This is a genomic window from Pelagivirga sediminicola (assembly GCF_003072125.1).
Classification (GTDB): domain Bacteria; phylum Pseudomonadota; class Alphaproteobacteria; order Rhodobacterales; family Rhodobacteraceae; genus Roseovarius; species Roseovarius sediminicola.
Genome location: NZ_QCYH01000006.1, coordinates 162,790 through 181,415 on the forward strand (window position 1 = coordinate 162,790; position 18,626 = coordinate 181,415).

An 18,626-nucleotide genomic window follows, 5' to 3' on the forward strand; every position below is an offset into this window, starting at 1 on the left:
GGCGCCACATGCGCCGGGTCACATCCGAAAGACCGAGTGATGCTGAATTACTTTCTGAGACGACTGGCGGCGATGGTGCCGGTGCTGTTCTTGATCTCCATCTTCGTGTTCCTGTTCATTCATGCCCTTCCGGGCGATCCCGCGCGCCTTCTGGCGGGCGAGACAGCGACACAGGCCGAAGTGGAATCGATCCGGCGCGCGCTCAATCTCGATCAGCCTTTGATCTGGCAGTATGTCGATTTCGTCGCGAACCTCGTGACGCTGGACCTTGGTAATTCTCTGCGCACGGGGGAGCCGGTTTCGCAGATGATCGCCCGCGCCTTCTGGCCGACTTTCTGGCTGTCGATCTGCGCGCTGGTCTGGTCGGTACTTTTCGGCCTCGTCGCCGGCGTGATCTCGGCGGTGCGCCGTGGATCGCCCGGCGATCACGCGGGTATGTTCCTCGCCGTGTCCGGTATCTCGATGCCCAATTTCTGGCTCGGCCTTCTGTTGATGCAGTACTTCTCGGTTCATCTGGGCTGGCTCGGCACCAGCGGCTTTGACGAGCCGTCGGATCTGATCCTGCCCTCGCTGACACTGGGCGCGGGCGTGGCGGCGGTCATGGCGCGCTTTACCCGCTCGGCGGTGATCGACGTCGCGCGCGAGGATTTCATCCGCACCGCTCGCGCCAAGGGCCTTCGCGAGCGTATTGTCATCTGGAAACATGCGCTGCGCAATGCACTGATCCCGGTGGTCACGATGGCGGGTCTGCAGTTCGGCTTTCTGCTGGGCGGCTCGATCGTGGTCGAAAAGGTGTTCCGCTGGCCCGGGCTCGGCTCGCTCCTGCTCGATGCGATCAACTTCCGAGATTATGCGGTCGTGCAATCCGAAATCATGCTCTTCTCGCTGCAATTCCTGCTCATCAATCTGGCGGTAGACATGCTCTACGGGTTCATCAACCCCGCCATTCGTTACAAATAGGAGCGCGCGATGACCAATTCGACGGACCCCGCGATCGCCATGCCCACCCGGATCGAGCGGACGGCTCGGTCGCCTTTTGCCGAATTCCGCCGCCGCTTTGCCACGCGCTACGGCTCGATGGCGGCGGGCGTTTTCCTGCTCCTCCTGCTGCTGGGCGGGGTGCTGGCGCCTTGGATACTGCCATTCGGCCCCGACCAGTTCGACTACAAGAACACGCTGGACGGTCCCTCGATGCTCCACTGGGCCGGTACGGATGAATTCGGGCGCGACATCTTTGCTCGCATCCTGAACGGGGCCAAGCTGTCAATGTTCATCGGCTTTGTCTCGGTCACGATCGGCGCGGTCATCGGCATCCTTGCCGGTCTGCTGGCGGGCTATTACGGGGGGTGGCTGGATTCGATCACGATGCGCATCTCGGATGTGCTCTTTGCCTTTCCCGGCATTCTTCTGGCCATCGGCATTGTTGCGATCTTGGGCGCGGGCCTGACCAACGTTATCATCGCGGTCGCGGTCTTCAGCGTGCCGGCCTTTGCGCGCATCGTGCGCTCGGGCACGCTGGGACTGAAGGAGTCAACCTATGTCGAGGCAGCGCGCGCGGCGGGCGCCTCGAACAGCATTATCATGTTTCGCCATATCCTGCCGGGCGTGCTCGGTGCGGTGATCGTTTACTTCACCATGCGCATCGGCACGTCGATCCTGACCGCGACGAGCCTGTCTTTCATCGGGCTAGGCGTCGAGCCGTCGATTGCCGAATGGGGCGCGATGCTGGCAACGGGACGGGAATACATGCTGGCCGGTGAGTGGCATCTGACCTTTTTTCCCGGTCTCGCCATTTTTCTCACCGTCCTGTGTTTCAACATTCTGGGCGACGGGCTGCGCGATGCGCTGGACCCCAAACTGGACGACCACTGAGAAAGAACCGGACCATGCGTGATACATTCAACCATCCCGATTGGTGGCGCTTTCCCGTAGGCAAGACCAACACGATCTCCGATATCAGCGGCGTGCGCGTCGGACATGCCGACATCCGCGGCGAGGGGATCTGCACCGGCGTCACGGCGGTCCTGCCGCATGACGGCGATCTCTTTCGCCAGCCTGTCCCGGCGGCTGTCAGCGTGCTCAACGGCTTTGGCAAGAGTGTCGGGCTCTTGCAACTGGCCGAACTGGGCGAGATCGAAACGCCGATCCTCTTGACCAACACGTTCGGCGTGCCGGCCTGCACCACGGCACTCATCCGACGTGCGATCGCGGCCAATCCCGAAATCGGGCGCAGCGTCGGTACCGTCAATTCGCTGGTGCTGGAATGCAATGACGGCAAGGTAAATGACATCCAGGTGCTCAGGGTGACAGAGGCCGACGCGGACCGTGCCATCGATAACGCATCCTCCGGTTTCGCGCTGGGAGCGGTCGGCGCCGGCAGCGGGATGAAGACCTTTGGCTATGCCGGCGGCATCGGCTCGGCTTCGCGCCGCCTGACACTGGACGGGGGCACGGCCTATGGGCTGGGCGCGCTGGTGCTGTCCAATTTTGGCGCGCAGTCCGATCTGCGGGTATTTGGTCAGCTCATCCCGCCCGCGACAGACGGCGCAGGTGACGAGCCAGACAAGGGATCGATCATCATTCTTCTGGCGACCGACGCGCCGCTCTGCTCCCGCCAATTGGAGCGCGTCGCACGACGCAGCGGCGCGGCACTGGGTCGGCTGGGCAGCCATATCGGGCATCAAAGCGGTGATATCGCGCTGGCCTTTTCCACCGCCGGCGCCCATGTGCGCGACAGCAGAGACACCCACTCCGCCACGCGCATCTGCGAAAGCCGGATGGACACGTTCTTTGCCGCCGCCGTCGAGGTGGTCGAAGAGGCGATCCTGAGCGCACTCTGGCACTCTGTTCCGAGCCGCGGTTACGACGGCTCGATGCTGCCATGCTTTCGCGACGCATATAGCGCGTTTGCCGGACAGCTTTGTGAGGGCGTGTCGTGAGCGGAGCCGTAGATTGGGCACTGGCCTTGCATGGCGGCGCTGGCACCATCCTGCGCGAACACCTCTCGCCCGAGGACGAGACCCGGTATCGCGCAGGGCTGGAAGTCGCTCTGGCAGCCGGCCGTGCAGTGCTGGAGGCGGGCGGCACGGCGCTGGATGCGGTCGAGGAGACCGTCACTGCACTGGAGGAAAATCCAGTTTTCAACGCCGGCAAAGGCTCGGTCCTGACCGCCGAGGGCGCGGTTGAAATGGATGCGGCGATCATGGATGGCGCCAGCCTTGATGCGGGCGCGGTCATCGGCTTGCGCCGTGTGCGCAACCCGGTCAGGCTGGCCCGGCAGGTCATGGAGCACAGCCCCCACGTCATGCTCGCGTGGCAGGGCGCCGAGGATTTCGCGCGGCACATGGGCGCCGAGACGATGGCGCTCGAATGGTTCGTCACGGGGCACCGCAGCACGCAGCTGGCCGAAGCGCGCGCCGCCAATGTGGTCAGTCTCGATCACAGCGATGGCAAATATGGCACCGTGGGTGCCGTGGCGCGGGACCGCAATGGCAACCTTGCCGCCGCGACCTCGACGGGTGGCATGACGAACAAGCAGCCGGGCCGCGTCGGTGATGCGCCTCTTATCGGCGCCGGCACCTATGCCAGCAATCGAAGCTGTGCGGTCTCGGCGACGGGGCACGGCGAGATGTTCATTCGTCTTACCGTCGCGCGAGATATCGCCGCGATGATGGAATATCAGGGTCTCGATCTGGCGGCAGCCACCTACCGCAAGGTTCACGAGGAACTGCCGCGCATCGACGGCGCGGGCGGTGTCATCGCGGTCGGCGCCGAAGGCGCGCCGGTCCTGTCGTTCAACAGCGAGGGCATGTACCGCGCCGCGCAATGCGAGGGTGCGGCACCGATCATCGCAATTTTCGAGGACGCGCCGCAGGATGGCGATCCAGAAGGAACCGGGAAATGATCGTTTATCTCGACGGGGACTTTCTGCCTCTGGACGAGGCCCGTATCTCGCCGATGGATCGCGGGTTCCTGATGGCGGACGGGATCTATGAGGTCACATCCGTACTCGACGGCAAGCTGATCGATTTCGCGGCCCACCTGAACCGGCTGGGCCGCTCGCTTGCCGCTCTCGACATCGCGCCGATGCACGATTTTGATGCGTGGCTCGCCATCCACCGTAAGCTGATCGAGCGGAACGGCGTGACCGAAGGCGGCGCCTATCTGCAGATCACCCGCGGCGCGGGTCCGGGGCGCGATTTCCTCTGGCCCGATCCGGCCGAGACCCGCCCCACCGTCTATCTCTTTGCCTTTCAAAAGGCACTGGTCGATACCGCGTTGGCGCGGCGCGGCGCCCGCATCAGGACGGTTCCCGATCTGCGCTGGAAGCGGCGGGATATCAAGACCGTGCAGCTCCTCTATTCCTCGCAAGCGAAAAGCCTCGCTATTGCGGAGGGGTTTGACGACGTGTGGATGACCGAGGACGGGGCCGTGACCGAAGGCAGTTCGAGCAACGTGCATCTCGTGCTGGGCGGCAGGCTCGTTACCCGTCCGCTCAGTACCGACATCCTCCACGGCATCACCCGCGCCGCGTTGCTGCGCTACGCCGCCGAGACCGGCATCGCCATCGAAGAGCGCCCCTTCTCAGTCGAAGAAGTGAAAGCGGCGGATGAAGCGTTCGCGACCTCGGCCACAAGCTTCGTGCAGCCCGTCGTCGAGATTGACGAAACGGCAATCGGTACCGGAATACCCGGCCCGATCACGCAGCGCCTGCGTGAGATCTACATCGACGAGAGCCGAAAGCGCGCGATTTGAACGCTTCAATTCTCGATCGGCGGAACCTCGTCGAACTGAGAGCCCGACGCATTGGCTACTGAAGCAGAGGTGATGTGAATGGATAGGTGCTACGTTGAATGTCATGCTTAGGGTATTTCGCGCAGCCACTCTACGTTTTCTGTCCTGCGAAATTTATGGCTTAACATTCTGATAATTTAAATAATTCGTTCGATTTAGGTTCTGGCGCCTTTGGCGTGGGGCGGCGGGTCCCTTCACCCGCACCAAATCGAAACGATAGGTTCTTACTCCGGGCGCGATCACGTGCAGCCGCTATGCCTTACGACGAGCGAAGGGCAGACCGCCTTTGATGCATCTGTTGAAGTCGTGACAAATGCGGGTAATGTCTGTGGTTCGGGCAGTTCTCGGCGCAATTCCGAGGTCAATTGGCAAGCCTTTTGCATCAAAGCGATTGATGGCAGAATGCGAGTGACGTCCAAGTATATCATGTCCGAGCGGATCGACATTGGCCGGGCGAGGCGATTCGCCTGTGCAGATGCCCCTTTCGCCCGCCATTGTCCGAACGGCTGATCCGTGATCGAGCCCTGGATCGCATCCTGCCGCCTGCGGGCGGCCAGCCCGGACAGCAGGCGTTGGGATGGCGATACCGACTTTGGCGAAGGCCTGCTGATAACATCGGCCGAGGACGCCGCGAGCTATGCTGCCGCGATCAGGGCCCGGATCGAGGCCACGGGGCTTCTCCTTGATGATGTCACGGATGCAGGCCCGCTGAGGACGGCGGCGGCCTATGCGCGGCACCGCGCCGAGATCGATCAGTCCTATTGGCAAATCAATGAGACGGGCCTGCTGCTTGTGAGCGGCCTTCACCCATTTGTGCCGGACACGAACTGCGCCGAGGCAGCTTGGGACGACCTGCTTGCGCGCGGGGCGGAGCCGCTTTGGGGGGTGATCGACGGGGTCAACTGGCCGGAGGCGCCTGCGCTTTTGGAAAGCCGGACGGATGCTGTGTGCCTCTATGCCTCGCATGGCGCTGCCGCGCGGGCGGGGGCGCCATGGCTTGTCCGGCTCAGCGACAGCAGTCCGGTCACGGCCATGTTCAGATCGCGGCCGCACGAGCGGCATTCGGGCATCTTGCTCCAGAGCAAATGGATATGTACGAGTTGCGCAAGCATTTGCGCAAATTCACGATGGTCTGGACGCCCGCCGACGACAACGCGCCGATCTACTTCCGGTTTTATGACCCGCGGTCCTGCTTGATATGGTCGGCGCGCTGGGCGCGCGCAATTGGGAGAGCTTCAGCGCGCCGTACTCATCCATGGCGGCGCCGCTTTCGGCGCAATCGCTCCTGCCGCGCTATAGCAGGCTGTCGGCGCCTTGCGATCTGTTTGATCCGCCGGACAGCTATCAGGGCCGGATCACGGGCATCGCCTGCGGGCCCTGCACGCAGCAGGCTGCAACATTCAGGCTGGACGCCTCCGAATTCGACCGGTTCTCGGCGCTGCACATGGAGAAATCCAAGCGGGCGCTGGCGTTGTCGCTGCATGCGTCGATGGGCAGCTTTTACCCAAGGACAGGTTCCTGCCCGCCGCTCAGGCGGCCTCCGGTGTCGCGCATGACCACGGCTTGCGCAGCCAGAACCAGGTGCACGTGATTGCCCGCTGCCTGCTTATCCTCGGGCTGGACTTTCCCACAGGCTTCCCGGAAGCTCAGGCGATCCTTCGGGACAGGACATTGCTGCCCTGGCAGCGCAAGAACAAACTGCATGACTGATTCGTCATGGCGACACCCCCTGTCGGCTCAAGCGCATTTCACCTGAGGAACTGACCTGGCATGGCCGACATGACAATTCTGGAAGCAATGAACTGGATCCAGTCCAACCCGAACAGCCTGGGCGATGTGTATGGCCAGCTGTACACGGTGCAGACGGGGCTGAACCAGGACCTCGATGATCCCTACCTCCAGGGGCAACGCGACTACCTGGTCGGCGAAGTTCAGGCCGCGAAGGACGAACAGCAGCAGGAGGCCTTCGATTCGGGCGAATTCGGCGCCGCGGCCTGCGATTGCGAGCCGGGCGAGCCGTGCTGCATGCGCGCGTTCAAGGTCCATGACAGCGCGGCCCCCTCCCGCAAGATTGACTGGCGCCTTGCCGAAGGTGCCCCTGAAAAACTGTTCATGATCACGAAGGAGGCGACGGGAGGGCGCGCATCCGCCAATGTGACGGTAGAGTATGAAGAGTGGGAAACCTGCAAACTGGGCCTCAAGGACAAGCCGCGGATCTTTGCCTACGGCTTTCATGATGACGACACCGAGTGTTTTCAGGAAAAGAGGGCCGAAAAGACCGTAACAACGCCGCTCCAGTTGCCGGTATTCAACCTGCCGTTCTTCCCGACCGAATTGCTGCAGGTGATCTGGATCATCCAGGTGATGATGCGGGCGGCGACCTTTGACGAAGATGAATTGCCCAGTATCTATTCGGCCCAGTGCTCGGATCCGCGCGGCTATCCGATCAAAATCGTACGGCAAGGGCCGGTCAATACGCCCATCTTCGCCTTCATAGACAAGATAAACAACGCGATGAAAGGGCTGGCGGATGAGTGCCGCTCCAAGCCGTTCGAGCCCAGCGTGCTGGCACCGTCAACCTTTTCCTACCAAAGCTCGTTGAAGCTGGAGTTCAGCGTCGAGGTGTTGGCGCCGACAATGGAGCTGAAGGGCAAAGGGGGCAGCCCCAATCTGGAGCTGACGCTGAACCCGTTCGGGCTGAGCTTCGGGCCCGCGGTGACGGGAACCGTCGATCTTCTTGACCTTTTCCTTTCAAGAATTCCCTACGGACCGGACATCAGGAACCGGCTTGCTCATCCGGGCGGCGTGGTAAGTGCCTCTGCGGAATGCTCATTGACGGTCAGGGGGGCCGGCCTTGCCAAGCTGGAGGTTCTGAATGGTGCCACGATCGAAATCGGCAGCGCCGAGGGGTGGGAGGCCGAATTCGGCAAGATGGACACGCGCTATGCCGGCGAGCTGAAGCTGACGGGCAGCCTCAAGGCCTGCGCGCGGCTGGATCTGCGCACCTGGTTCTTCGATGCCAGCGCTTCTGCGGGTGCGGAGGTCAGCACGGGATGGCAGTTCGGCGGGCGGGCGAACGACAGGGCCGACGGGACCGTGAAATGGGAAGAAATTTATCACTTTCAGGGCATCTTGCTGAAGGCCTACGCGAGCGTCGCTGCCGGGACCGATACCGGCCGGGGAAAAGATCGGCGCGTATCGGGTCATGTTCTGCCAGCAGCCGGGCGGCGAGATGAAAGTCTGCCACCAGATGGACATCCCTTACTGACGCGTTTCCAACCTGGCGGCGCGGCTCGATGCGCCCCCGATGCGCGCAGATGTAACAAGGCCCCGCCATTTCCGGCGGGGCCTTGTTCGTCAGCGCCAGCAGGTGCGCGCGGCATGTCTCAGTGCGTCAGCACCCGCGCAAGGAAGCTCTGCGTGCGTTCGTTCTGGGGGTTGTCGAATACCGCCTCGGGCTTGCCCTGCTCGACGATCTCACCCTTGTGGATATAGATCACCCGGTCCGCGACCTCGCGCGCAAAGGTCATCTCATGCGTGACGATCACCATCGTCATGCCCTCGCGGGCCAGTTCGCGCATGGCGTCCAGCACCTCGCCGATCATCTCGGGATCCAGCGCCGATGTCGGCTCGTCGAACAGCATCAGGCGCGGCTCCATCGCCAGCGCGCGGGCCAGCGCGACGCGCTGCTGTTGCCCGCCCGATAGCTGCGTGGGGTGCTTTTCGGCCTGATCGGAGATGCCGACCCGCTCCAGCAGGCGGCGGGCGGTCTGTTGCGCCTCGTCCCGGCTGGCGCCGCGCACCTTCATCGGGGCCAGCGTGACGTTGTCCAGCACCGTCATGTGCGGGAACAGGTTGAACTGCTGGAACACCATCCCGACCTCGGTGCGGATCTGCTGCAGCGCCTTGGACGCCTTGCCGTTGGGCAGCAGCTCCTTGCCGTCCACATCAAGATGGCCGGACTGGAACTCCTCCAGCCCGTTGATGCAGCGGATCAGCGTCGATTTGCCCGATCCGCTGGCGCCGATGATCACCACCACCTCGCCGGGGGTGACGGCCAGATCGACATCCTTCAGCACGTGCAGGGTGCCGAAATGCTTGTTCAGCTTCTCCATCCTGACGATGGGCTTGGCGCCGTCTTTTTGCATGTTGTCGCCCTTCATTGTCCGACCAGCCCCTTGCGTTCCAGAAGGCGCAGGCACACCGACAATGTCAGCGTGATCGCCAGATACATGATGGCCACCATCATGTAGACCTCAAGCGCGTTGAACGTGGTCGCGATATATATCTGGCCCTGACGGACCAGCTCGCCCACGCCGATGACGGCAAAAAGCGATGTATCCTTGATGCTGATGATCGCCTGGTTTCCCAGCGCCGGGATCATGCGGCGAAAGCCCTGCGGCCAGATGATGTAACGAAATGTCTGGATGCGCGACAGGCCCAGCGACACGCCCGCCTCGCGCTGGCCGCGCTCGATGGACTGCACGCCGCCGCGCACGACCTCCGAGATATAGGCGCCGGAGTTGACGGCGATGGCGGCGATGCCCGCGGTCAGCGCGTCGATCGGGCCGCCCAGAAGCTGGGGCAGGCCGTAGAAGATGAACAGCACCTGAACCAGAACCGGGGTGCCGCGGAACACCTCGATATAGGCGATGGCGGGCCAACGCAGCCACGCTGTGGGGCTGATCCGCATGAGGCCGAAAATGATGCCGATGATGAACCCGATCGCCAGACCCCCGAACGAGATCATCAGCGTATAAGGCACGCCCTTGAGCAGATAGGGAATCGAGTCGATCGCCGCCTGCCAGTCAAATTGAAAGGATGAATTCACTAATCGGGCTCCGCTGCGGTGATATCCGTTGACGTGAAAACCTCCCCGAAGATGCGTCCCCGGAGAGGCTGGGCCGCGCGGTCACGCAGCCGGGTCATCATGCATGACGCATGGCGCATGGCGCAAGCGCGAGGATTACTCTTCGCTCTTGCCGAACCACTTGGCGTGGATCTCGTCATAGGTGCCGTCCTCGCGCATGGCGGCCAGCGCCTCATTCACCGCGGCGACACGCTCGCTGCCCTTGGGGAACGCGATGCCATACTGCTGACCTTCATAAAGCGGGCCGACAACCTTGACCCGGCCTTCGCCCTTGGTCTGCGAGAAGTAGCCGACATTGGGCGCGTCATAGAACACCGCGTCGACGCTGCCGCCGACCAGCGCCATGTACATGTCCGCCGAGCCCGGATAGGGCGTAATCGTCGCCTCGTCACCGAATTTTTCGGTCAGGTAGTCATAGCTGGTCGAGCCGATCTTGCTGCCGATCTTCATGCCCTTGAGATCGTCGATTTCCTTGACGCCCTCCTGATCCATGCTGACCAGCATCTGCAGACCGCTGTCGTAATAGGGGTCGGAGAAATCCACGATGCCCTTGCGCTCTTCGGTGATGGTGATGCCTGCGATCGCGATATCCACGTTGCCGGTCTGCAGCGCGGGGATGATCCCGTTGAAGTCCATCGTGTTGATGTTCGGCGTGAACCCGGCGCGCTCGCCGATTTCGCGGATGATGTCCATGTCGAAGCCGGTCATCTCGCCGGTTTCCTGATCCATCATCTCGAACGGCACAAAGCTGGGGTCGGTGGCGACGCGCACGTCGTCCGCCTGCGCCATCGCGCCCATCGTCATGCCGATGCCGGCCGCACTGGCCAGCGCAATCTTCCTGAAGTCGAATTTCATGGTTTTCTCCCTTTGTTTCGCTTGTCGCGAGATCGTTCACTTAGACGGCACGGACCATGACGAAGCGTCATCACAGCGTCAACCCGAAAGCCCGCCGGATGCCGCGTCGATACGTGCGGCGCGGGACGGGCAGCCCGTCAACTGCGCAAATAAGGCTGGGTTCCGGAGGCGCGGCGCGGCTTACGATTGCCGCACTGAACGGGCGCCGCTGCGCGCTCGATTGCCATTATATTGCGTGAAAAGGGGGCGTCGGCGACAGGATCGCAAAGGTCAGCGCCGCCATGCTGGCCGCGCATCCACCGGACGGTTGCGTCAAGTGACGGCCCGAACCACGTGGTCCGGGCGCGCCGCTTAATAATTCTGGACCGAGCTTGCCACCCCGAAGGCGGAGCCGACAAGGCTGAGGATCGTGCGCACCGATGTCACGGTCGATTCGGTGGCCATGACGGTATCTTCGGGCTGAATCTGGAACTTGCGGGCGGCAAAGAGGCCATCGGCGCTGCTGACGTCAAAAGCAAAGACGACCTGAGGCTTGCTGGGGCCGGTCCCGTCGCTGCGCAGCGCCGAGGCGGGGTAGTCGCGCAGCACCAGAACACCCTTGGGATTGGCCCGGTTTTCGGACAGACCGCCGAGGATCGACAGCGCTTCCAGTGCGGTGATCTTCTCCTGCTCGAAGCGGATCAATTCCTCGCTGCCCGTGGCGCCGAACGCGGTGAAATAGCGCTTGTCCTCCAGCACCATCACGCTGTCGCCGCCGCGCAGGGTGATGTTATGCGCGCCGCTGTCGAACAGACGGTCGGCGCGGATCCGGTAGGTGGCGTTGCCGCGCTGCAACTGCACCTGCGGGTTGCGCAAGGTGGGCGCGATGCCGCCGCCCTGGGCAATCAGGCTGAGGATCTTGTAGTTGCGATCTGGCAGGGGAAAACTGCCCGGCTGGGCCACGCCCGACACAAGGTTGACCGAATTGTTCTGTCCGGGCTGCAATTCCAGCTGCACCTGAGCCGACGGCACGATCGAGGCCAGCCGGTTCTGCACCTCGCGCCGGGCCTGCGCGGGGGTCTGGCCGTTCACCACGACCTCCTCCAGATACGGCACGAAAATGGTTCCCGAAGGCGATACCGTCAGCCCCTGCATCGTCACCGACTTGCCGTCAGCCTGCGTCAGCAGCGAGTTTTCCTGATTGTCCCAGATCGCCAGATCCACCTTGTCGCCGGCCCGGATGATCGCGCTTTGCGGCCCGTTCGACGCCTGCGGCCAATGAAATGCCTCGCTGGTGCCGGTTTCGGGCCAGGTGGAGATCGCGGGCACATTGGCGCGGCTGACGCGTATCACCTGATAGGTCGGCGACTGGGCGTTTTCCTCTTTCACGATCTCATTCGTCAGGGCGGCGCCCCGCGGCAGGCTGCAGGCCGGAATAGCCACCAACGCCAGTCCAAGGACGGCGTGACGCAGGATGCTGCGGGCGGATATGGTGATAGGGTCCACGTGTCTTGTTCCTGCGCTCATGCCCGGCGCCCCCCGCGCCGACGCCCACACATCTACAAGCTGCCCGGCGTCGCCGACAACCCGAAAACCGGCCGCACCACCAAGGATCGCAGGCGCAGTTGCACTGGCTACAACGGGTTGTGGCCGCCGGGAACATCCAGAGCGCCCGCTTGGCCTTTGATCCGGCGTGATAATTGGATGGCGACGGGTGCTGGTGCGCGTTAGCATGGGTCCTGTTCGGGCAGCAGGATACAGGCGGAAAACAGCATGACGAATGATACGGTTGTCGTTGTCGGCGGCGGAGCCTGGGGGACGGCGCTGGCGTGCGTTGCCGCAAGGGCCGGGCGCCGCGCGACGGTGCTGTGCCGCGATTCTGCCGTGGCGGATGCGCTGAGCGCGCGCGCGGAGAACCCGCGCTACCTGCCCGGCATCACGCTGGCCGACGACATCGGCGCCACGACCGACCCCGCGGTGCTGGGCGCGGCGGATATCGTCATCCTTGCGATCCCTGCGCAAAGGCTGCGCGCCGCGCTGCCGGGTCTTGCGCCGCAGATCGCGCCGGGCGCGCGCCTGATCAACACCGCCAAGGGGATCGAGCTGGGCACGGGATGCGCGCTGAGCCGCGTGATCGCCGAGATCTGTCCCGATCATGCCCAGGCGATCCTGTCGGGGCCCAGCTTTGCCACCGATGTGGCGCGCGGCAAACCCACTGCCGTGACGCTTGCGGCGCGTGGTGAGGCGTCGGCGCTGGATCTGTGCCGCGCGCTGAGCTCGGACAGCTTTCGCGCCTATGCCAGCGCGGACATGGCCGGGGTCGAAACCGGCGGCGCGCTCAAGAACGTCTATGCGATCGCCGCCGGTGTGGTCATCGGCCTCGGCTTCGGCGAAAGCGCCAAGGCGGCGCTGATCACGCGTGCCTTTGTCGAATTGCGCCGCCTTGGCGCCGCGATGGGCGGCCAGCCCGAGACCTATCTGGGCCTGTCCGGCTTTGGCGATCTGATGCTCAGCTGCTCGTCCGCGCAATCGCGCAATTTCGGCTATGGCATGGCGCTGGGCCAGGGCGAGGACGTGACCGGCCGGCCCCTGGCCGAGGGGGTGGCGACCGTGCGCATCGCCAGCCGCATCGCCGATGAAAGCAGCCTCAGCGCCCCGATCCTGCAAGCCACAAAGCGCCTGATCGAAGGCGAGATCGCCCCCAAAGACGCGGTCGAGGCGCTGCTTTCGCGCCCGATCAAGGAAGAATTCTGAGCCTCAGCGCAGGCGCCGGAACACCGTTTTCAGCGTGATCTCCCAATCATAGCAAAACGAGCGGTTGCGCTGATAGATCATGTCGATCCGCGCCTTGCGCGGCACGCAGCGGGCCGAATAGACGCGGTCGGTCTCGGCCGCATCGCGGCAGGACGCCAGCAGATATTCCTCGTGCTCGTGGAAATAAAGTGTGGCAAGCCCGGTGATGCCGGGCCGGGATTTCAGCACTTCGGCATAGATTTCGGGAAACCGCTCGACATAAAGGCGCAAGGGCGGGCGCGGGCCGACAAGGCTGATGTCGCCCTTCAGCACGTTCAGGATTTGCGGCAACTCGTCCAGCCGCTTGGCGCGCAGCATCGCGCCGGTGCGTGTCAGGCGCCCGTGCTTGTCGCCGCCCGACACGCCGATGTCATCTGCTGCGGGGCGCATGGTGCGGAACTTGATCAGGCCAAAGGACTGTGTGGGCGTTTTCATCCGCTCGGCCACGTAGAAAACCGGCCGCCCGTCGCGCACGAGGATCAGCACGGCGACCCAGATCATCACCGGTAGCAGAACGGTGCCCAGCACGATGGCCGAGATGATGTCGAAAAACCGCTTGAACGGCGTCATGCCGTGTCCCTGACCCGGCGCAATTCATCCAGCATCGGGCCCGCCTCCGACGCGGTATCGGCAAAGCTGTGCAGCGCCGCCAGCGCGCTGCAATCCAGCGTGATGTTCTGGACCGCATCCGGCGGCGCCGGGCGCATGACATAGGGCGTGCCGCCGACCTCCAGAAGCGTCTGCATGGCGACGGGCGCGGGCGCGCCGACATTCAGCGTCTCCGGCAGGGCCGCGCCCTTTTTCAGCAATGTCTCAAGCACCTGCGCGAGGGTGACAGGGCCGATATAGCTGCGCAGCGGCCCGTGCCCGTCGGTAAACTGATCAAGGTGAACGGGGTGATCCTCGCGTGCCTTGCAGGCGTTCAACATAAGCGCGTCCGCGCCCAGCACATTGCCGATCCGAAGCGCGCAAACGGGCGGCGCGCCCTCCGTGTCGTGCGCTGCGCGCTCGGCTGCCAGCTTGGCCTTGGCATAGGGGCTGGCGGGGTCGGGGGTGTCCTCCTCGGTATAGGGGCGATCCTTGCCGGTGCCATAGACGGCCGAGCTTGAGGCCAGCAGCACATGTTCCGCGCCCATTTGCGCGGCTGCCTCCATCGCGGCCCCGGCGATCACGGCGTTCTGGTCCAGATCGGCGTCCTCGGCGGGGGTCACGCCGGCCAGCACCAGGAGGCGGTCGAAATCGCCCGCGGCGGCCAGCGCAGCGGCGCCGTCCGAGGCGCACCATTCGATATCACCGCCCGCGCCGCGCGCCTGCCACGTCAGCGCCATGCCGCGCGGCGGCGCCGCGTCCCAGTAGTGGCGCAGCATCCGGCCCACGCGGCCCGTGCCGCCGAGGATCAGCACTTTCAGATCGTCTTGTGCCATGGGCCATGCCTTTCGGGGTTGCGCCTGCGGCGGGCACGGCAAAAGCCGGTCCCGCCGCAATGGCGCAGGTCTAGCGCGGCAAGGCGTCCGGTATCAACAAGGCTGCGGCCAAAACCTTGCGCGTGCCGTCAAAGACGGGCGGCTTTTCACCGCGCCAGCGGGAAAAATGGCGGTGCGGTGTCCGCTCGCCTCCCATTGCGGCCAGTGTCTCGCCGGTTTCCTCGGCGATGCGGCCAAGGCGCAGGCGCAGGTTGTCGTGATATTGCCCGCGATGCTTGGCCTCCATCCGCAGATGAAACAGCGACGAGCGGATGCGCGGACGAATCTCCATATCCGCCACCGCAGCCGGGGCCGAGTGCCAGCTCTGCCGGGCCAGCGCGATCAGCGCGCCCGCATCGCGGCCCCGCGCCAGCCGCACCATCGCGCGCGCAGCAGGCGCCGTTGCGCGGCGCAGATCGGCCGCATCGAAGCGGCCCCGCGCCAGCGCATCGGCGTAGAAAAAGAGGCGCCCGGCGCGCGCCATATGGCCGGCGCAAAACGCCTCGTTTCCCGCCTCCATCAGGCGCTCCCACGTCAGGTCGGCGCGGGTCCAGCCGGAATTGCGGGCCAGATCCCAGTCAGGATCGCCGCGCCTAGATGCCCAGATAAGCGGCACGGACCGTCTCGTTATCGTGGAGCTCATGGGCGGGGCCCTCCATCGCGCAGTTGCCGGTTTCCAGAACATAGGCGTAATCGGCCAACTCCAGCGCCAGCTCGGCGTTTTGCTCGACCAGGACGACCGACAGGCCTTGGGCGTTGATTTCCTCGACGATCACCGCGATCTCCTCGACAATGACGGGGGCAAGGCCCATCGACGGCTCGTCCATCAGCAAAAGGCGCGGCGCGGACATCAAAGCACGGCCAATCGCCAGCATCTGCTGTTCGCCGCCCGACATGGTCTGCGCGCGCTGGGTGCGCCGCTCGCGCAGCCGCTCGAACCGTTTGAAGACGTCCTCCAGATCGTTTTCCACCGCGTCCTTGTCACGCCGCAGAAACGCGCCGGTGCGCAGGTTTTCCTCGACCGTCATCTGCGGAAAAATGCGCCGCCCCTCGGGCACATGCGCGATGCCGTGCGCCACCACCTTGGAGGCGGGCAGCCCGTCGATCCGCTTGCCCTCGAACGTGATCTCGCCCTTCGTGATCGGCACCATGCCGGACATGGCGCGCAGGGTGGTCGTCTTGCCCGCGCCATTGCCGCCGATGATGGTGACGATCTTGCCCTCGGGGACCTGGATCGAGATATCGCGGATCGCGTTGATCTTGCCGTAATTGACGGCGATGCCCTTCATCTCAAGCAACATGGCGCGCGCCCCCCAGATAGGCTTCGATCACGGCGGGATGGTTGCGGATCTCCTTCGGGCCGCCCTCGGCCAGAAACTTGCCAAAGCTCATGCAGGTGATCCTGTCGCACAGGCCCATGATCGCCTGCATGTCATGCTCGACCAGAAGGATGGTCGTGCCGGCCTCGCGCAGGCGGCGCATGAGGTCCATCATCTGGCGGGTCTCCTCGGGGTTCATGCCGGTGAAGGGCTCGTCCAGCAGCATCAGGTCGGGATGGCTGGCAAAGCAGATCGCCATGCCAAGGGCGCGCTGGTGGCCGTGGCTCAGATCGCCTGCGCGCTCGGTCGCCAGATCGCTGAGGCCAAAGAATTTGAGCGCCTCGCGCGCGCGCCCCTCGGCGCCCTCGCGATCCTCGCGGTCCCAGCCGACGATGGCGGCAAAGATGTTCGGACGGAATGGCATATGGGTGCCGATCAGCACGTTCTCCATCACCGTCAGTTCGGCAAACAGTGTCGAGTGCTGGAACGTGCGCACGACGCCGCGCCGCGCGACCTCGTGCATTTTCAGGCCCGATATATCCTCCTCATGCAGCAGAACCTTGCCGCTGGTGGGTTTGTAGAAGCCCGAGATCATGTTGAACGTGGTGGTCTTGCCCGCCCCGTTGGGGCCGATCAGGCCATGAATCGTGCCATGATCGACCGAGAAGTTCAGCGCATCCACCGCGACCAGACCGCCAAAGCGCATGGTCAGGTCTTCGACTTTCAGGAACTGGGTCATGACTTGGCACTCCGCTTGGTGAATTTCTGGACGATGCTTTCCAGCCCGTTGGGCAGGAACAGGATCGAGGCGATCAGGATCGCGCCGTAGATCAGCGGACGCAGCTGCTCGAACCCAAGCTCGCGCAGCACCACCTCGTTGAGGATCGTCAGCACCACGCAGCCCAGGATCGGCCCGTAAAAGGTGCCGGTGCCGCCGACGATGGCCCATGTCAGCACGAAGACCATGTAATCCAGATCGAAACTGCCCGGATTGATCGTGCCGATATAATGCGCCAGCAGCGCGCCGCCGATGCCCGCAAAGCCGCTGGCCACCGCGAAGGCCAGCGTGCGGTAGGCGCGCAGGTTGACGCCCGACGCCTCGGCCAGCTTGTCCTGCCAGTGGACGGCGTGGAAGGTCAGGCCCACCGGGCTACGCTCGATCCGCCACAGGATCCACAGGCAGACGATGACGATGAAGCCGGCAAAGTAGAAATAGCTGACCGGCTCGAAGAAATCGAAATCGTAGATGCCGATGCTGAAATCCGGCATCGGGTCGATCCCCTTGATGCCTTTCGCGCCGCCGAACGGGTCGCGGAAATGCTTCCACAGCAGGCGGATGATCTCGCCCGCGGCAAAGCTGCCGATGAGGAAATAGAACCCCTTCATGCGGAACAGGGGGAAGCTGAGCACGACCGCGATCAGCGCGGCAATAATGCCGCCCATCAGCATCGCGACCGGCACGTAGACGCCGAGGTTCTTGGTCATCATCGCGCTGGCATAGGCGCCCACGCCCATGATGACGACATGCGCCAGCGACCATTCGCCGGTCAGCGTCAGAAGACGGTAGGACGACACGACAAGGATGTTGATGGTCAGGAAAACAAGGATTTCCTGCTGCGAAAAGCTCAGCCCGTGGGGCAGGGCGATGAGGGCGGCGCCGAAGGCGATCCAGATGAGGGCTTTACGCACGATCCGCACTCCCGAACAGGCCCGTGGGCTTGACGATGAGAACGATCAGCATCAGCGACAGGCCGGTGATGTCGGCGATCACGCCGCCGTAGAAGGTGGTCACGAAGGTATGGACGAAGGCATAGGCGATCGACGCGATGATCGCGCCCTCCAGCGAGCCGACGCCCCCGACGATGATGACGATGAACGCCGTCACGATCACCGAGTGGCCCATATGCGGATTGACCGAGATCAGCGGCGCGGTCAGCGCGCCCGCGATGCCGGCCAGCCCCGCGCCGATGAACATGGCGATCTTGGCGGTCTGGGCGATGGAGATGCCCTGCAATTCCGCCGCCTGCGGATCCTGGGCGGAGGCGCGCAGCGCCCAGCCAAAGCGCGTGCGCTTCAGGAAATACCACAGCGCCGACAGCAGCACGATGGCCGCGACGATCACGTAGACCCGCGCCAGCGGGATGCTGATATTCTCGCCCAGTTGCACGACATGCTGGGTCACCGGCGGGATGAACTCCATCCGCACGCCAAAGCCCATGGTCGCCAGCGCCTGCAGGATCATCAGGAACCCGATGGAGGCGACAAGCCCGCCCAGCGGATTGTCCCGCAGCGGGCGGAACAGCGCCCGCTCCATCAAGAGGCCAAGGCAGCCGACGAACAGCAGCCCCACGACGACGGCAATGAAGAACGGCATATGCATGTCCGCATAGACAGCCACGACGACATAGGCGCCGGCCATGAACAGCTCGCCATGGGCGAAGTTGATCACACCCATCACACCGAAGATCAGCACAAGGCCGACCGCGACGAGCGAGATATAACTTGCCGCATAGACGGCATTCAGGCCGGTCTGGGCCAGAAGATCCAGCATGG

The 18,626-nt window shown here is 64.0% G+C and carries 21 protein-coding genes; 10 read left to right on the top strand and 11 right to left on the bottom strand.

The genetic code is table 11. The annotated features are described in order from the left end of the window. Nucleotides 1-39: 39 nt before the first annotated feature. From DC366_RS12025 to DC366_RS12055, 9 genes are all read left to right on the top strand, one after another. Entirely contained in the window at nt 40-960 is a 921-nt protein-coding gene (locus tag DC366_RS12025) for an ABC transporter permease subunit (protein ID WP_108692459.1), read from the top strand. A gap of 9 nt (nt 961-969) precedes the next feature. Then, nucleotides 970-1,872 (top strand): ABC transporter permease subunit, encoded by a 903-nt coding sequence (locus DC366_RS12030; RefSeq protein ID WP_108692460.1) that lies wholly within the window; start codon nt 970-972, stop codon nt 1,870-1,872. A gap of 14 nt (nt 1,873-1,886) precedes the next feature. After that, a complete protein-coding gene (locus DC366_RS12035; protein WP_108692461.1) occupies nt 1,887-2,939 on the top strand; it encodes a P1 family peptidase in 1,053 nt (350 codons plus the stop codon). Beyond that, nucleotides 2,936-3,904, top strand: coding sequence for an isoaspartyl peptidase/L-asparaginase family protein (locus DC366_RS12040; RefSeq protein ID WP_108692462.1), 969 nt, complete (start codon nt 2,936-2,938; stop codon nt 3,902-3,904). The genes DC366_RS12035 and DC366_RS12040 overlap by 4 nt, the downstream gene beginning before the upstream one ends. Then, nucleotides 3,901-4,755: an aminotransferase class IV gene (locus DC366_RS12045; RefSeq protein ID WP_108692463.1), complete on the top strand. Its 855-nt coding sequence runs from the start codon at nt 3,901-3,903 to the stop codon at nt 4,753-4,755. The genes DC366_RS12040 and DC366_RS12045 overlap by 4 nt, the downstream gene beginning before the upstream one ends. Nucleotides 4,756-5,307: 552 nt before the next feature. After that, nucleotides 5,308-5,991, top strand: a complete 684-nt coding sequence (locus tag DC366_RS19890; RefSeq protein WP_165802896.1) for a DUF4123 domain-containing protein — start codon at nt 5,308-5,310, stop codon at nt 5,989-5,991. Further along, nucleotides 5,922-6,350, top strand: a complete 429-nt coding sequence (locus DC366_RS19895; RefSeq protein WP_369333110.1) for a hypothetical protein — start codon at nt 5,922-5,924, stop codon at nt 6,348-6,350. The genes DC366_RS19890 and DC366_RS19895 overlap by 70 nt, the downstream gene beginning before the upstream one ends. Before the next feature lie 7 nt (nt 6,351-6,357). Further along, complete coding sequence (locus DC366_RS20565) at nt 6,358-6,504, top strand: hypothetical protein (protein ID WP_369333109.1); 147 nt, start codon at nt 6,358-6,360, stop codon at nt 6,502-6,504. A gap of 60 nt (nt 6,505-6,564) precedes the next feature. After that, complete coding sequence (locus DC366_RS12055; RefSeq protein ID WP_108692465.1) at nt 6,565-8,289, top strand: hypothetical protein; 1,725 nt, start codon at nt 6,565-6,567, stop codon at nt 8,287-8,289. Here DC366_RS12055 and DC366_RS12060 read toward each other — a convergent pair. The 4 genes from DC366_RS12060 to DC366_RS12075 form a co-directional block, all read right to left on the bottom strand. Further along, nucleotides 8,181-8,942 carry an amino acid ABC transporter ATP-binding protein gene (locus tag DC366_RS12060; protein WP_108692567.1) on the bottom strand — a complete coding sequence of 254 codons (762 nt, stop codon included), beginning with the start codon at nt 8,940-8,942 and terminating at the stop codon, nt 8,181-8,183. The genes DC366_RS12055 and DC366_RS12060 overlap by 109 nt on opposite strands. An 11-nt stretch (nt 8,943-8,953) precedes the next feature. Further along, entirely contained in the window at nt 8,954-9,625 is a 672-nt protein-coding gene (locus DC366_RS12065; protein ID WP_108692466.1) for an amino acid ABC transporter permease, read from the bottom strand. A gap of 135 nt (nt 9,626-9,760) precedes the next feature. Next, nucleotides 9,761-10,519 carry a transporter substrate-binding domain-containing protein gene (locus tag DC366_RS12070; RefSeq protein WP_108692467.1) on the bottom strand — a complete coding sequence of 253 codons (759 nt, stop codon included), beginning with the start codon at nt 10,517-10,519 and terminating at the stop codon, nt 9,761-9,763. A 351-nt stretch (nt 10,520-10,870) separates the two neighbouring features. Next, entirely contained in the window at nt 10,871-12,004 is a 1,134-nt protein-coding gene (locus DC366_RS12075) for a polysaccharide biosynthesis/export family protein (protein WP_243405116.1), read from the bottom strand. A gap of 267 nt (nt 12,005-12,271) precedes the next feature. On the opposite strand from DC366_RS12075, the gene DC366_RS12080 reads away from it, so the two are divergent. Further along, entirely contained in the window at nt 12,272-13,252 is a 981-nt protein-coding gene (locus DC366_RS12080) for an NAD(P)H-dependent glycerol-3-phosphate dehydrogenase (RefSeq protein WP_108692469.1), read from the top strand. Nucleotides 13,253-13,255: 3 nt separating this feature from the next. Here DC366_RS12080 and DC366_RS12085 read toward each other — a convergent pair whose 3' ends face one another. The 7 genes from DC366_RS12085 to DC366_RS12115 form a co-directional block, all read right to left on the bottom strand. After that, nucleotides 13,256-13,861, bottom strand: coding sequence for a sugar transferase (locus DC366_RS12085; protein ID WP_108692470.1), 606 nt, complete (start codon nt 13,859-13,861; stop codon nt 13,256-13,258). Continuing rightward, nucleotides 13,858-14,715: an NAD-dependent epimerase/dehydratase family protein gene (locus DC366_RS12090; RefSeq protein ID WP_108692471.1), complete on the bottom strand. Its 858-nt coding sequence runs from the start codon at nt 14,713-14,715 to the stop codon at nt 13,858-13,860. The genes DC366_RS12085 and DC366_RS12090 overlap by 4 nt, the downstream gene beginning before the upstream one ends. Nucleotides 14,716-14,785: 70 nt before the next feature. Next, a complete protein-coding gene (locus tag DC366_RS12095; RefSeq protein WP_108692472.1) occupies nt 14,786-15,370 on the bottom strand; it encodes a tetratricopeptide repeat protein in 585 nt (194 codons plus the stop codon). Next, on the bottom strand, nt 15,348-16,055 hold the full coding sequence (locus tag DC366_RS12100) for an ABC transporter ATP-binding protein (RefSeq protein WP_108692473.1): 708 nt from the start codon (nt 16,053-16,055) through the stop codon (nt 15,348-15,350). The genes DC366_RS12095 and DC366_RS12100 overlap by 23 nt, the downstream gene beginning before the upstream one ends. Continuing rightward, complete coding sequence (locus DC366_RS12105; protein WP_108692474.1) at nt 16,045-16,812, bottom strand: ABC transporter ATP-binding protein; 768 nt, start codon at nt 16,810-16,812, stop codon at nt 16,045-16,047. Before DC366_RS12105 ends, DC366_RS12100 begins: the two co-directional genes overlap by 11 nt. Then, nucleotides 16,809-17,762, bottom strand: coding sequence for a branched-chain amino acid ABC transporter permease (locus DC366_RS12110; RefSeq protein ID WP_108692568.1), 954 nt, complete (start codon nt 17,760-17,762; stop codon nt 16,809-16,811). The genes DC366_RS12105 and DC366_RS12110 overlap by 4 nt, the downstream gene beginning before the upstream one ends. Continuing rightward, nucleotides 17,755-18,624, bottom strand: coding sequence for a branched-chain amino acid ABC transporter permease (locus DC366_RS12115; RefSeq protein ID WP_108692475.1), 870 nt, complete (start codon nt 18,622-18,624; stop codon nt 17,755-17,757). Before DC366_RS12115 ends, DC366_RS12110 begins: the two co-directional genes overlap by 8 nt. Nucleotides 18,625-18,626 lie beyond the last annotated feature (2 nt).